Below are 14,251 nucleotides of genomic sequence, written 5' to 3'. Positions count from 1 at the left end.
GTGTTGTTTAAATTAAAAATTTACTCTTTTTTAACGGCAAAAGAGCGGTGCGTTTTATATCACAAAGTGCGGTCGGATTCCAGCTTATTTTTAACAATTTTCCGCAGCACGCTGTTGCAAATGGCGTAATGTCGTCATTGCAAGATCAGCCTTTTCGTAGGGAACAAAAATATGATCGTGAAAATTTCCCGCCACCACATTGCAACTAATATTGACTTCGCCTAAGGCTTTCGCAAAAGCGGCGGTGAGTCCTACCGCCGCCAAATCAGAATGAACGGTTAAAGTAATCCACGCGGCTTTAAATTGCGCCTCTAATTTATAATATTGAGCCGTTTCTTCTGTCACCACCACTGACAAGCCTTCTTCTTCACGAATGGTTGCGATTAAGGCTGAAAGCGGTAAATCTTGTCCGTTTTTTAATGTCGCAAAATAATAAATGCCCTCATTTAAAGTGGGTGCCATTGAAGCTAATAACACCTCAAGATCATTAATAGGATTGGTCATTTTTTCTCTCCAATTTTGTTGCTTTCACAAATAACAACACCGGACGATGCTGTAAATCTTTAAATTCTGCGTGCCACTCGGGTTGCGCTGTGAGCATTGGTTCGGCAATGTGATCAATATGAAAACCTGCCGAAATCAAATCATTGAGAATAGTCGCCATCGTGCGGTGGTAGGTTTTGAAAGGCTGTTTAAACCAATTTCTATCACGTTCCCCTTCATCACGATAATAATTAAGGCGATATGCCACTTGTTGTTTATTTTCGTCTTTTTCCCAACGTTCGCCCGTTTTATGGCAGGTCGTGATGGGATGTTCTTGAGAAAAAATTAACGTGCCGTTTGGCGCAAGTTTATGGAAAATTGCCGCTAACAATGCCGGAAAATCCTGCACATAATGGAAAGCAAAAGAACTTGTGATGACATCAAAATTGCCATTCGGCAGATCAGCAAGTTTTTCCATTGGCAGTTGATACAATGAAAAACGCCCTTGAAATTGACCGCACTTTTCCAGATCGGCTTTCGCCTGTTGGAGCATATTGGCAGAGAGATCGATCCCCGTCACTGTCTCCGCTCCTCGTTCTAAATAAAGCTGTAAATGCCCACCCGTACCGCAACCCAGATCAAGTAATTTTTTATGATGAAGATCGGGTAAAAGTGAAAGCATTGTCGGTTTTTCCACAATTTCATTCAGACTGATAGGGTTTGAACGCAGTTTTTGGTAAAGGGTAAAGAAGTTTTCTCTGTCGTAAACACTGGTTTGATGGGTCATTTTATTCTTCCAAAATATTCCCTCCGCTTAGGGAGAAAATAACCCAAAACGGAGGGAAGAAAAAGTGCGGTTATATTGATAAGCGTTTTTTATCTTTAAACAGAAAAAACGAAAATTAACCGTTAAAACTTGCAAACCAACCTAAGTTTGCCCCAATTTGCGCCACAATATTTAATACGCCAAAAAGAATAATGAAACCGATCATAAAATTACCACCATAGACTTTATAGGTCGCCTTCGGAAATTTTTGGCGACTGGCTCGGGCAAGCAATGCCGGTACGATTGCCGCCCAAATGGTGGCGGCCAATCCTGCATAGCCAATTGCAATCACGAAGCCATAAGGGAATTGAAGGCTCAATAATAATGGCGGTAAGAAGGTGACTAAAGTTGTTTTGGTTCTGCCTGACAGGCTATCGTCAAATTTGCATAAATCCGCAATATAATCGAATAGCCCCAAGGTTACACCTAAGAAGGAACTGGCAATCGCCATATAAGCAAAGAAATTCAAAATCACAGCGATATAATCTGTTTCAATATAATGATGTAACGCAGCCAACAGAGCGGAAACATCGCCCCCTTTTTCAATCACCGGCGCGAATTCGGCACGCGGTAAATTACCTTGAATGGCAAGCTGCCACAAAATATAGATCACCAATGCCAATCCTGTGCCGATAAAGATCGATTTCATCACACGTTTGCCGTCACGATTATAATATTTCACCAAACTTGGCACATTGCCGTGAAAGCCAAAAGAAACCAAACACACGGGAAGTGCGGTCAATAAATAAGGTAAATATTGTTGTTCGCCTTGTGCAAGGGTGTTGAATAACACATCGCTTTTAACCGAACCCAATAATCCTGCGGTAGAAAGGAAAAAGGCAATCACCATTCCGCCAATTAAAATGGTGGTGAAGCGATCCACGGCTTTGGTCGAAAACCATACAAACGCCGCCAATACAATACAGAAAATTAACGATCCGACCGTTCGCCCAATATCAACCGCACTTTCTGCCGAACCCAAGGCTTGATTTAATAAATTTTGTGTAATGCCACCGCCGGAGGTGATATAAGCATAGGTTAAGATATAAAGCACAAATGCAACAGATAAGCCGTTCACCGCATTCCAGCCCTTACCGAGCAAGTCTTTTACAATTGTGTCAAAACTTGAACCGGTGGGATAATGCAAGTTTGCTTCTAAAATCATTAAACCGGATGTGGTCATACAAAACCAAGTATAAATTAAGGCAAAAATGGAGCCGATAAACCAAACACCGGCAGTAGAAGTGGGGTTAGCCAGCATACCGGCACCGATCGCCGTGCCTGCGATAATCATTGCGCCGCCAAGTAAAGAAGGCGTTTTTTGTTGTTCCATAGGTCGTCCCTGAAAGTAAAAAAAGTTGCACTATTATAATAGTGCAAATTCAAAACTCAATTGTTTTTTATTAGACAAATAAAGTCGGTTTTACTTATAATTCGGTAGCTTTATTCCTTTAATCTTCACGAGAGAATCTCACAATGAAAAAACAAATTAAATCCTTTGTCTTAGCGGCGATGACCGCTTTTGTTCTCAATGCCTGTGCCGATTCGGCATCTATTAATCAACAAGCGGCTTCAAGCTATGCTCAGGAAATGAATAAAATCCGTAGCCAAGGTGCGGTTGATACTTCCTCCCTAACCGCCCAACGTATCCACCGTGTTTTTAACAAAATTGTGCCTTATGCCAACAAAGAAAATCAAACAGGCCAGCCATTCAACTGGCAAATTACGGTGATCAGATCAAAAGAATTAAATGCGTGGGCAATGCCGGGTGGGAAAATGGCGTTCTATACCGGACTGGTTGATACATTAAAATTGAATGATGATGAAATTGCCACCGTGATGGGACACGAAATGGCACACGCTTTAAAAGAACACGGCAAAGCGAAAACCAATTTCGGAATGGTAACAGGCATTGCCGCTCAATTAGGCCATATTGCACTTTCTACCGTGGTTGGTTCTGATTTAAGTGGTGTGGCAATTAGCCTCACCAAAGACTATGCCCTCGATAAACCCTATTCCCGCAGTGCCGAAACCGAAGCCGATGAAGTGGGGTTACTCTTAATGGCAAAATCGGGCTTTAATCCGCAAGCCGCACCGGGGTTGTGGGATAAAATGAAAAAAGCCTCCGGGGGTTCTAAAGGGGCATTGGATGCACTTGCTTCCACCCACCCAACCGATGAAGATCGCCAAGAAAACTTACGCCGTTTACTACCTGAAGCGATGAAATATTACGAAGCATCAAAAAAATAGTGATAAAAATGACCGCACTTCAATGTGCGGTTTTTATTTACTTTTTCTGCTTAAAACAAAACCGCACTTTCGTTTCCAAAAGTGCGGTTAAATTTTAAGGTGTTTTATTAATGTGCCGGTTTCGTTTCGCTTTCTTCAAATTCCGGCAATGGTTTGTGTTCGGTTGCAACATAGCTGTAAATCACCGGTAACACAAAGAGGGTGAAAATCGTACCGATTGATAAGCCCGCTACGATAACGATACCGATACTGAAGCGGGATACCGCCCCTGCGCCGGTAGCATAAAGCAATGGAATCAAACCTGCCACCATTGCACCGGTTGTCATCAAAATCGGGCGTAAACGCACTTTTGCCGCCGCCGTAATGGCATCAATACGGCTTTTACCGTGCAATAATTGTTCTTCTTTTGCCACTTCACACATCAAAATACCGTGTTTGGTGATCAATCCCACCAGCGTAATCAACCCAACCTGAGAATAAATATTCAAGGTTGTGCCTGAAATACCGAAGAAGGATAAGAAGTTGAGTGTTAATAATGCTCCACTCACCGCCAATGGTACGGAAATCATAATCACCATTGGGTCACGAACGGATTCAAACTGAATCGCCAACACCAAGAAAATAATGATAACCGCTAAAGCAAAGGTAACCACCAACGCATTCCCTTCTTGAACCAACTGACGGGATTCCGAACGGAAATCGTATGTATAACCTTGCGGTAATGTCGTATCGGCGTGTTGTTGTAACCACGCCACCGCATCACCGGTTGATGTTCCCGGCATTGGTACGGCTTGAATTGTCGCCGAATTCAACTGACTAAAACGCGGTAACGAAGTCGGTTGGGTTTCAAGTTTCATCGTTACCAAACTGCTTAACGGAATAGATTCACCATTACTTGCATTTAAATAGTAATTTTTGAAACTTTCCGGTGATAAGCGATCATCACGTTTTACTTGTGAAATTACTTTATACGCACGTCCGTCCACATCAACACGGGTAATGGTTGCACCGGAGAGGAAACTTCCCAAAGTGGTACTAATTTGCTGCATCGTAATGCCGTAAGTACCGGCTTTTTCTTTATCCACAGAAATGGTCATTTGTGCCGTGTCGTATTTTAAGTCAAGGTTGGTATAAACAAACTTGCCTGACGCACGCATTGCCTCTAAGAATTGTCCTGCGGTATTCGCCAGTGCGTTATAACCTTCAGCGGTTTTTAACACGATAGAAACCGGCGGCCCTTGTTCCCCGGTATCAATCTCCGGGAAGTTAAACGCAGAAACAGACACTTCCGGTAATTCTTTTGCTTTGGCGTTGAGTTCATTCATTATTTCCGGTTGTTTGCGTGAACGTTTTTTCCAATCTTCCAAGGTAATGATATTCAATGATTGATTAGAATTTGGCGCACCGGCAATACTCATCCCAAAAGAAACTTCCGGCGTATCCATCACCGTTTTCATATAAGGTTGCATTGCATCTTGAATGTAATCCAAATTCACATTAGACGGTGCCGTCCCCATTGCAATAAATGCCCCTTTGTCTTCATTCGGCGTTAATTCACCGGAAAGTGAATTAAACAAGAATGGCAAGGTTGCAAAAATTGCGACAGCAAACACCACCATTGATTTGCGATTCAACATCACAATATCGAGCATATAGTTATACACATTATTCATTTTAGATAATGTATGCTCAACTTTACGCTCTAACCAAGAAGGCTCCGCATTAGATTTGAGTAACTTACTCGACATCATCGGAGAAAGCGTTAATGCCACAATCCCTGAAATAAATACCGCCCCGGCTAGGGTTAATGCAAACTCTTTAAAGAGTGTTCCGGTAATTCCCCCCATTAATGCCATTGGCGAGTACACCGCAATCAAAGAGATGGTCATAGAAATAACCGGTAAGGCAATTTCACGTGTACCAATAATTGCAGCACGGAATGGGGTTTCGCCTTCTTTAATATGACGGTCAACGTTTTCAAGTACCACAATCGCATCATCCACCACCAACCCGATAGCGAGAATCAACGCCAGCAATGTCATCAAGTTAATGGAGAAATCCAAACTTTGTAGCATCATCAATACCCCGATCAAGGAAATCGGAATCGTGATAACCGGAATTAAAATGGCGCGGAATGAACCGATAAACATCAAAATCACCACTAATACGATAACGGTCGCTTCAAAGATCGTTTTTACCACCTCATTGATTGAACTGTTGATGGCGATCGTGCGGTCATAAAGAATATCGGTTTCCATACTGTCCGGAAGTTGCTTCTTAATGCTTTCATACAACGGACGAATTTTTTCTGCCACCGTTAAAGGGTTTGCCGAAGAGGTCGGGTTTATCCCTAACACCACAGAATCCGCACCGTTTGCCGTTGCACGTGAGTTATCGCTCTCTTTGTTAAGCTCAATGGTCGCAACATCACGTAAACGCACTAAACTGTCGCCATTGGAAGCCACAATGAGGTTACCTAACTGCTCAACCGATTTTGTGGTGGTTTCCACTTTGTTGCGGTAAGACACATAATAGCCGTTATCGCTCCCTGCTGCCGTTTGAATATTATTGGCAGAAAGTGCCGACATTACTTGCGAAGCGGAAAGGTTTTGTCCCGCCATTTTTTGCGGATCAAGCCAAATACGTAAAGCATATTCCGCCGCACCGAAAATTTGAACTTCCGCCACCCCTTCAATGGTGAAGAACTGCGGTTTTACAATACGGTTGATATAGTCCGTTACTTGGCTGGAATCTAATTTTTTCGAGCGGAAACTAATATACATAATCCCCGTTCCCCCCGATGAGGAAGCCACGGTTGGATCTTCAATCCCGCTTGGCAATTCGGAACGTACCGCATTAACTTTTGCCAATACATCCGCCAACGCCCCCGCAGGATCGGTATTTAATTTCATTTTAACGGTAATAGTGGACGAACTTGGCGCACTTGAGGAGGACATATAGTCAATATTATCCGCCTGCGCGATGGATTCTTCCAACTTTGAGGTAACGAATGCCTGAATTAAATTGGCATCAGCCCCCGGATAAGCTGTCGTGACGGTGATTACCGTCGTTGTCATTTTAGGATATTCACGCACTGCCAATTTCGAGATCGCCTGCAAACCTAAAATAACGATAAGCAAGCTGATCGAAACCGCTAAAACAGGGCGACGAATAAATATATCGGTAAATTTCATTCGCTTTTCCTAAGTGATTACAGATTGGTTTTCTTCGCCGGTGCTGTGCCGCCAACGATATCTTTCTTAACCCACTCAACAAGGCTACCGTTACCGATGCCTTGTTGGCCACCGGTAATAATCTTGTCACCTACTTTTACTTCATCGCCTTGTAATTGAGAATAAATACCTTGGCGATCTTTAGTAAACACGGTGATTTGTTTTGCACGATAAAGTGAATCCAATTTCGGATTATTTGCCAATTTTTCCTTGTCTTCTTCAGAAAGCGGTTCTAACAAATAAGCGATTTCACCATACATATTGTAGCTTATCGCCACTTGTGGCACGACAATCTGATTGGTTTCCGTAGGCAATGCCACACGCAAACGTGAGAACATACCGGAAAGCAATTTACGACCATCTTCCGGCTCAAAGGTTGCTTGAATATCGACCAAACCGGTAGAAGAATCAATCGCCGGTTCAATTGCTGTGATGCGGGCAGAGAAAGTCTCGCCTTGACGGGCATCAGTTGTGGCGGTAACACGCTGACCGATTGTTAATTTATCCAACTCATTTTGTGAAATGGCAAAATCGATTTTCATTGCGCTGGTGTCTTCTACACGCACAATTTCTGTACCAACATTCACATATTGCCCTACGTTCACCTTCACAATACCGGTTTTACCATCAAAAGGTGCCACAATTTGACGGCGTTCAATGGTGGCTTTTAATGACTCAATATTTGCCACTTGTGCATCGTAAGCCGCTTTGGCATTGTCTGCTTCTTGGCGGGAAACCGCATTACTGCTTAACAAACTTGCATAGCGTTGATAAGTTTGGCGTAGTGCAGGTAATTGTGCTTGTGCCGCCTGCAAACTTGCACGTTCCACAGAACTATCAAGCTCCACCAACAAATCGCCTTTTTTCACGTTTTGCCCGTTTGTTACCAACACTTTAGAAACCGTGCCGGCATTTTGTGAGCTCAACATCGCCCCTTGATTCGGACGAACAAGCCCCGTGGTGTTAATCACCGGTGTCCACTCCCTTGCTTTCACTTCAAGCGCAGTAACCGGACTTGAAGATTCCGGCATATTGGCTAATGCCTTCCCGATCATAATGCTACGAAAGACGTTAAAACCGATAACGCCGGCAAAAATTAAGACGAACACCGCTAAAATAATTTTCATAAAGAAAACGTGCGAGCGTTTTGGTCTATTCGTTTGAGTCTGACTCATCTTTTTTAAAGCTCCGTTAATGTTAAAAAAGTAAAGTTACTTCTGAATTGCCCGCCAAGTGCGTTCAATCACAGATTCTAAAATTTCGGTGGTTAATTCCACCTTTAAAAATTTGCTTCCCGATGCAATCGTAATTGCCGTTTTTAATCCCAATTGAAAGAGAATATCATTCGGCAACTCAACCAATTCACCGGCAGCTTTTGCCCGCTGACAAAAATTATCCCAACAACTGTGATCAACCGATTTACATATTTCTGCCAAATTAGGTAGAAGCTCGTATTGATTCAAATTCGACAACATTGTGGGATTGTCCTGTAAAAACCGCCAAATGTTCCACCACATTTGCCGATATTGTTCAAAGAAAGAATGAGATTCATCTAAATCTTTCTCAACTGCCGCCATAAATATGGCAAATAAACGCCTTGCAAATTGCTCTAACAATTCCTCTTTATTCTTAAAATAAAGATAAATCGTTCCTGCCGCTACATTCGCTTCTTTTGCTAATTTGTGCATAGAAAGGTGGTGTAACCCTTCTTTTGCCATTAAGCGATCCGTCGCCATAAAAATTTGCTCGGCCAAATCCGTTTTAGAATGCCGCATAAAATTTTAGATTAAGTAAAAATGAAATGAAAAAAGACGATCAGGCTTGATCGCCCCGAATGAACGGGCGTTCATTTTAGACATTTTTATTTTTTTCGCAAGTCAAAAGAATAAAAAAAGTGCGGTTGTTTTCACCACACTTTTTAGGAAAATCATCAATACTATTTACATTCCAATAATCACACAACCTGCGATGGATTTTGCTTTGTCTTGTGCTTGGGCGGCACCATCACGGTTAGGAAACGGCCCTACGCGCACACGGTTCCATTCACCGGCGACTACCACCTGCGCATTAACACCGGACATCACTAAACGTCCTTGTAGATTTTCGGCTTGTGCGCGGTTTTTAAATGCGCCACATTGCAAGCCAAAACGTTTGCCACTTGCAGCCGTTTCTGTCGATTTTGTTTCAGTTGGTTTGGTTTCTACCGGTTTCGCTTCCACTTTTTTCGCTGTTTCGACTTTCGCCGGTTCAGGCTTTTTCGGCGGTTCCGTTTTTTTCACCGTTGCCACCGTTTTCTTCGCTTCTTGTTTTGATGTTTCAACCTTCGCCATTTCGAGGGATGGCTGCTGCGCCTTGGCGGCTTCTTCCGCTTTACGCTGTTCTGCCAATTTACGCGCTTCTTCTGCCGCTTTTTGTTCTTTTTCCATTTGAATTAGCACTTGGCGTTGTTCTTCCGTTAAACGCATATTTTTTTCCACGCTGGAAGGCTTATCATCCACCGGTACAGTGCGGGTTTCCAAAGCTTTGATATAGCTCCACACTTCCTCCGGACGGTTTGGCAACACGCTTTTCGGCTGTTGTTTTTCAGGTTGGGCAACGGTTTTCGGAGCAGGCTCAGGGGTTTTGCTTTTCAAAAAATAAAGCCCCACACCAAAGGCAAGTAACACAACCAAAGCAACACCAATTAACAAATTTTTATTTGCTTTCTTCTTTTTTTTCTTGTTTGAACCGCTGCGGGCGGCAAAATCTCGATGAGCCACGATAAAATCCTAAACTTTAATGATTTCTAAATTATTTTGGTAAAACTTGGCAATTCTACTGAAAAATACGCTTTTTTTCTAGCTCAAATCCTGCGGATCCACGTCCAAAATCAACCGCACTTGGCTGTTTTTTTCTAAATTGGCGAGTTGATAATCCCGTAATGCTTTTTGCAATAACATCCGCAGTGGATGCTGTAAAAGCAGTTGCCAGCGGAATTGTCCTGCTTTTTTGCTAAAAGGGGCAGGCATAGGGCCTAATATTTGCAGTCCCGTTATATTTTTTTGCCGAAAAAAATCCGCAATTTGCGACAGACACTGCTCCGCTAAATCGGAATGTCGTGCCTGCGCTTTAAATAAGGCTTGAAAACTAAAAGGCGGCAAGTCCATTGCGTGGCGTAAACGTAAGGTTTCTTCCGCAAAAGCCTGATAGCCTTGCCCCAATAAAACATTCAACAAAGGATGATCGGGATAATGGGTTTGCAACACCACCTCCCCTTGTTTTTCCGCCCGTCCGGCACGGCCTGCCACTTGCATATAAAGCTGTGCCAACCGTTCTTCCGCCCGAAAATCCAAAGAAAATAACGCACTGTCCACATTCACCAGTGCCACCAAAGTGACATTCGGGAAATGATGTCCCTTGGCGAGCATTTGTGTACCAATCAGGATTCGGCTTTTCCCCTGTTGGATGTCGTCTAAATACCCCTCCAGTTTACCTTTGCGAGCGGTGCTGTCACGATCAATTCGTGCAATAGGATAATCGGGAAATTGTGCTTTTAGCGTTTCTTCCAACTGTTCTGTGCCAAGTCCGGTGGTCACCAAGTGGGTTGAGCCACAATCGCCACATTGACGAGGAATGGTTTTCTGCGAACCACAATGATGACAACGCAATGCACGTTGATGTTGATGATAGGTATAAGGTTTTTCACAATGCGGGCATTGAGCAATCCAACCACATTCGTGACAAAGTAAAACCGGCGCAAATCCTCGGCGGTTTAAGAAAAGCAACACTTGATTACCTTTCTCAAGATGATTTTTCATTCGTGCCAACAAAGGTTGCGACAAGCCGTTTTGCACGTGTTGATTTTTTAGATCAATGACAAAATGACGAAGTGCGGTCGCATTTCCCGCTCTTTTTGATAGCACCAAATGTTTATATTTGCCATTTCGCACATTATTAATACTTTCTAAACTTGGCGTTGCCGACCCCATCAATACCGGAATGGCCAATTTTTGTGCCAACACAATCGCCAAATCCCGCGCGTGATAACGCCAACCGTCCTGCTGTTTGAAAGAGGCATCGTGTTCTTCATCTAAGATAATCGCCCCTAAATCGGAAAACTGCGTGAACAACGCCGAACGGGTGCCGATCACAATGGCACTTTGTCCCGAACGGGCGCGTTCCCACACATTTAATCGTTGCGTATCCGTCAAATTGGAATGAAGTACATCTATTTCCACATTAAAACGGGCATTAAAACGCCGTACCGTTTGTGGCGTTAATCCAATCTCCGGCACCAGCACCAGCACTTGCTTACCGGATTTTAAAATTTCTTCAATATATTGCAGATAGATTTCTGTTTTGCCCGATCCCGTCACTCCGTCTAACAACCACACATTAAAATCACGCTGAAACATCAACTGACTAAATGCCAACGCCTGTTGTTTGTTTAAGGTTAGGCGATTATCCACATTCACTATCGGCTTATCGCCTAAGGCTTTTTGCCAAGGCTGAGGCTTGATTTCAACCGTGATTTCTTCCACGAAATCTTTCGTTTTCAACGCTGCCCAAACCGCTGTATTAAAATCGTTATTGCCTTTTTCGAGATCTTGCTCAAGCAAACATTGCAAAGCCTCAACCTGTTTTTTAGCGCGTTTTAACTCCCCTGAAGCCAAGGCATTTTTCCCCGCCGCATTAATTCGCCAAAAAGTGCGGTCATTTTTCACCGCACTTTCACCATTGCGCAATTTCACCGGCAAGGCTTGAAATAACACCTCGCCCAATGCCCCTTGATAATAATTCGCCGCCCAATGCAACCAATCCCAATAGGGCGGCATAAAAAGGGATGCCGTATCAAGGGCAAGGATAACGGCTTTCATTTTATCCGTTGGAATTTCCGATTTCTCAGGCAATTCCGCCACTATCGCCACCCGTTTTTGCGAGCCAAAAGGCACAAGCACACGACTTCCCACCGCCAAGTACACATCATCGGGTGCAAGATAATCAAATAATCGGGGAAGCGGCACCGCAAGTGCCACACGGACAATTTTCATAGAAATCTCAGGCAAAAAATTTGGCTTATTATACGGGAAAAGCGGGGATTTCGTGTATAATCGCCGCCTATTTTTTAGCACCGAATAAGACAGATTTATGACACAAACCTTTGCCGATCAAAAACGTAAAACCGTGGAAACCGCAGAATTTACCGAGGACGGTCGCTATAAACGCAAAGTACGTAGCTTTGTTTTGCGTACCGGTCGCTTGAGCGAATTTCAAAAAAATATGATGAATGACCATTGGGGCGAACTCGGTTTAGATTATCAAACCACACCTTTTGATTTTGCCTACATCTATGGCAACAATCATCCTGTGGTATTGGAAATCGGTTTTGGTATGGGAAAATCTTTAGTTGATATGGCGCTTGCCAATCCTGATAAAAACTACCTTGGCATTGAAGTTCACACCCCCGGTGTGGGTGCGTGCATTGCCTATACGGTGGAAAAAGGCGTGAAAAACTTACGTGTAATTTGCCACGATGCCACGGAAATCCTACGGGACAGTATTGCGGATAGTTCACTCGGCGGTTTGCAATTATTTTTTCCTGATCCTTGGCACAAAGCAAAACACCATAAACGCCGCATTGTTCAACCGCACTTTGTGGAGCAGGTAGTGAAAAAGCTAGCCAATAAAGGTTTTATCCATATGGCAACCGACTGGGAAAACTATGCAGAGCAAATGTTGGAAGTGCTAAGTGCCAATACAAATTTGATAAATACTGCAGAAAGCGGAAATTATATCCCCCGCCCAAATTTCCGTCCCCTCACAAAATTTGAAGCCCGTGGGAATAAGTTAGGACATGGAGTGTGGGATTTGTATTTTATTAAAAAATAAAATTCCTTTATTTTTGAAAAATTATCTTTTTAATAGAATATCTAAATCGTGTTTCGTCGATGCCCAAAAAACAAAATTAATATAAAATACCCCTCAATTCCAACTAAAACAGGAGAAAAACCAAATGTCCAAATCCTACAACCAACGCCAACGCAAAAAACTTCACCTCGCAGAATTCCAAGAGCTTGGTTTTCTTGTCAATTTCCAATTCGCCGAAGGCACTGCCATTGAAACCGTAGATGAAATCGTAGATCGTTTTATCAGCGAAGTGATTCAACCAAATGGCTTGGCTTATGAAGGTAGCGGCTATTTACACTGGGAAGGCTTAGTGTGCTTAGAAAAAATCGGCAAATGTGACGAAAGCCACCGTGAAACGGTGAAAAAATGGCTTGAAGCGAACGGATTACAACAAATTGAAATCAGTGAATTGTTCGATATTTGGTGGGAATATCCGGCAAATAAACCATAATTTAACAAGATAAAAAACAGCGTGAAAACCATTCTCACGCTGTTCTTTTTTCAAAAACTTACCAAAAATCGACCGCACTTTAGAAAAACTTTTCCATTCAATCATTTTTCTATTTGAAATGAAAATTATGTTATCCGTCTACCCGATAACAAAGCATTATGATTTCTCAAAATTCCCCCCTATCCCACTTTCCTTGATCTACCACAACAAAAGTTCAAATTTTTATCAATCTACCTATTTTAGGTAGTTCTTATCCTTTGCGGAGCGTGCATAATTCGCAGCCACTAAAAAGAGTGAAAATCGGTTCTAAGGGCAAATAAAATGACAGTTGAAAACTTACCACGCAGGCAGTTTTTACGGGGTAAATTTTTAGCATCATTGCACACGAAAAAAGAGCAAATTCAAGGCTTTGAAGGGATTCGTCCACCTTGGTCGGTCGCAAATAATGAGTTTATTGCACAATGCACCCGTTGTGGGGATTGTGTTGATATTTGTGAAACGCAGATTTTGGTGAAAGGCGAGGGCGGTTTTCCGGAGGTACGATTTGACAAAGGTGAATGCACCTTTTGTGGAAAATGCGTTGAAATCTGTCAGCAGCCCATTTTTCGTTCGTTAACAGGACTGCCTTGGGAACATAAAATTGAAATCGGTGCAAGCTGTTTGGCGCAACGGCATATTGAATGTCGTGCTTGTCAGGATAATTGTCCGCAAAATGCCATTCGTTTTCGCTTGCAAATGGGGGGCGTGGCTCAGCCCATTGTGGATTTGGAAAGCTGTAATGGCTGCGGGGCTTGTGTGAAAACTTGTCCGGTGGATGTGATAAAAATAAGTAATACAAAATGAATAATACAAATTTAACGGCGGAAAACGCACAAGATTGGCACGTGGTGGGGTTAATCGTGCAGGGAAATCCTGAAAAAACAGCCTCAATTCAGACCGCACTTTTAGCCATTGAACATACCGAAATTCCGACTTTTGATGAAAAAACGGGAAAAATTGTCGTGGTGATGCAATCTTATGATCCGCATATTTTGCTCGACAATATGGAAAGCGTGAAAGAGATTGACGGCGTGATTAATGTGTCGTTGGTTTATCACGAGCAGGACGAAAAGAAATAATTTA

At 42.9% G+C, this 14,251-nt stretch carries 13 protein-coding genes; 5 read left to right on the top strand and 8 right to left on the bottom strand.

Annotation, left to right across the window (positions count from 1 at the left end; genetic code table 11):
* Positions 1-90: 90 nt before the first annotated feature.
* The 3 genes from BKL49_RS08485 to mtr form a co-directional block, all read right to left on the bottom strand.
* On the bottom strand, positions 91-504 hold the full coding sequence (locus BKL49_RS08485; protein WP_077424478.1) for an ACT domain-containing protein: 414 nt from the start codon (positions 502-504) through the stop codon (positions 91-93).
* Positions 488-1,270 carry a class I SAM-dependent methyltransferase gene (locus BKL49_RS08480; RefSeq protein WP_077424476.1) on the bottom strand — a complete coding sequence of 261 codons (783 nt, stop codon included), beginning with the start codon at positions 1,268-1,270 and terminating at the stop codon, positions 488-490. Before BKL49_RS08480 ends, BKL49_RS08485 begins: the two co-directional genes overlap by 17 nt.
* Before the next feature lie 115 nt (positions 1,271-1,385).
* Entirely contained in the window at positions 1,386-2,642 is a 1,257-nt protein-coding gene (gene mtr / locus BKL49_RS08475; protein WP_077424474.1) for a tryptophan permease, read from the bottom strand.
* A 143-nt stretch (positions 2,643-2,785) separates the two neighbouring features.
* On the opposite strand from mtr, the gene BKL49_RS08470 reads away from it, so the two are divergent.
* Positions 2,786-3,559 carry a M48 family metallopeptidase gene (locus BKL49_RS08470; protein ID WP_077424472.1) on the top strand — a complete coding sequence of 258 codons (774 nt, stop codon included), beginning with the start codon at positions 2,786-2,788 and terminating at the stop codon, positions 3,557-3,559.
* Between the two features lie 107 nt (positions 3,560-3,666).
* Here BKL49_RS08470 and acrB read toward each other — a convergent pair whose 3' ends face one another.
* From acrB to priA, 5 genes are all read right to left on the bottom strand, one after another.
* Entirely contained in the window at positions 3,667-6,753 is a 3,087-nt protein-coding gene (acrB, locus tag BKL49_RS08465; protein ID WP_077424470.1) for a multidrug efflux RND transporter permease subunit AcrB, read from the bottom strand.
* A gap of 17 nt (positions 6,754-6,770) precedes the next feature.
* On the bottom strand, positions 6,771-7,967 hold the full coding sequence (gene acrA / locus BKL49_RS08460) for a multidrug efflux RND transporter periplasmic adaptor subunit AcrA (RefSeq protein WP_167367134.1): 1,197 nt from the start codon (positions 7,965-7,967) through the stop codon (positions 6,771-6,773).
* A 36-nt stretch (positions 7,968-8,003) separates the two neighbouring features.
* A complete protein-coding gene (gene acrR, locus BKL49_RS08455; protein WP_077424466.1) occupies positions 8,004-8,567 on the bottom strand; it encodes an efflux transporter AcrAB transcriptional repressor AcrR in 564 nt (187 codons plus the stop codon).
* A gap of 165 nt (positions 8,568-8,732) precedes the next feature.
* Complete coding sequence (ftsN, locus tag BKL49_RS08450; RefSeq protein ID WP_077424464.1) at positions 8,733-9,551, bottom strand: cell division protein FtsN; 819 nt, start codon at positions 9,549-9,551, stop codon at positions 8,733-8,735.
* Between the two features lie 78 nt (positions 9,552-9,629).
* A complete protein-coding gene (gene priA, locus BKL49_RS08445; protein ID WP_077424462.1) occupies positions 9,630-11,822 on the bottom strand; it encodes a primosomal protein N' in 2,193 nt (730 codons plus the stop codon).
* Positions 11,823-11,919: 97 nt separating this feature from the next.
* Between priA and trmB the strand changes: the two genes are divergently transcribed.
* The 4 genes from trmB to BKL49_RS08425 all read left to right on the top strand — a co-directional run bounded on the left by trmB (position 11,920) and on the right by BKL49_RS08425 (position 14,247).
* A complete protein-coding gene (gene trmB / locus BKL49_RS08440; RefSeq protein WP_077424460.1) occupies positions 11,920-12,660 on the top strand; it encodes a tRNA (guanosine(46)-N7)-methyltransferase TrmB in 741 nt (246 codons plus the stop codon).
* 124 nt (positions 12,661-12,784) lie between these two features.
* The gene (locus BKL49_RS08435; protein WP_077424458.1) at positions 12,785-13,129 is read left to right on the top strand and encodes a YggL family protein; all 345 of its coding nucleotides are present in this window, start codon (positions 12,785-12,787) and stop codon (positions 13,127-13,129) included.
* A 321-nt stretch (positions 13,130-13,450) separates the two neighbouring features.
* Positions 13,451-13,972, top strand: coding sequence for a ferredoxin-type protein NapF (gene napF, locus BKL49_RS08430; protein WP_077424456.1), 522 nt, complete (start codon positions 13,451-13,453; stop codon positions 13,970-13,972).
* Positions 13,969-14,247 carry a chaperone NapD gene (locus BKL49_RS08425; RefSeq protein ID WP_077424454.1) on the top strand — a complete coding sequence of 93 codons (279 nt, stop codon included), beginning with the start codon at positions 13,969-13,971 and terminating at the stop codon, positions 14,245-14,247. Before napF ends, BKL49_RS08425 begins: the two co-directional genes overlap by 4 nt.
* The last annotated feature ends 4 nt before the right edge of the window (positions 14,248-14,251 follow it).

This window comes from Rodentibacter myodis (genome assembly GCF_001999305.1).
GTDB classification, from domain to species: domain Bacteria; phylum Pseudomonadota; class Gammaproteobacteria; order Enterobacterales; family Pasteurellaceae; genus Rodentibacter; species Rodentibacter myodis.
The sequence above is the reverse complement of the archived record's forward strand: the minus strand, read 5'-3'. Positions and strand labels throughout refer to the sequence as shown.

Coding starts and splice junctions, on each gene's coding strand:
- BKL49_RS08485 (WP_077424478.1), bottom strand. CDS start 504: ATGACCAATCCTATTAATGATCTTGAGGTGTTATTAGCTTCAATGGCA.
- BKL49_RS08480 (WP_077424476.1), bottom strand. CDS start 1,270: ATGACCCATCAAACCAGTGTTTACGACAGAGAAAACTTCTTTACCCTT.
- mtr (WP_077424474.1), bottom strand. CDS start 2,642: ATGGAACAACAAAAAACGCCTTCTTTACTTGGCGGCGCAATGATTATC.
- BKL49_RS08470 (WP_077424472.1), top strand. CDS start 2,786: ATGAAAAAACAAATTAAATCCTTTGTCTTAGCGGCGATGACCGCTTTT.
- acrB (WP_077424470.1), bottom strand. CDS start 6,753: ATGAAATTTACCGATATATTTATTCGTCGCCCTGTTTTAGCGGTTTCG.
- acrA (WP_167367134.1), bottom strand. CDS start 7,967: ATGAGTCAGACTCAAACGAATAGACCAAAACGCTCGCACGTTTTCTTT.
- acrR (WP_077424466.1), bottom strand. CDS start 8,567: ATGCGGCATTCTAAAACGGATTTGGCCGAGCAAATTTTTATGGCGACG.
- priA (WP_077424462.1), bottom strand. CDS start 11,822: ATGAAAATTGTCCGTGTGGCACTTGCGGTGCCGCTTCCCCGATTATTT.
- trmB (WP_077424460.1), top strand. CDS start 11,920: ATGACACAAACCTTTGCCGATCAAAAACGTAAAACCGTGGAAACCGCA.
- BKL49_RS08435 (WP_077424458.1), top strand. CDS start 12,785: ATGTCCAAATCCTACAACCAACGCCAACGCAAAAAACTTCACCTCGCA.
- napF (WP_077424456.1), top strand. CDS start 13,451: ATGACAGTTGAAAACTTACCACGCAGGCAGTTTTTACGGGGTAAATTT.
- BKL49_RS08425 (WP_077424454.1), top strand. CDS start 13,969: ATGAATAATACAAATTTAACGGCGGAAAACGCACAAGATTGGCACGTG.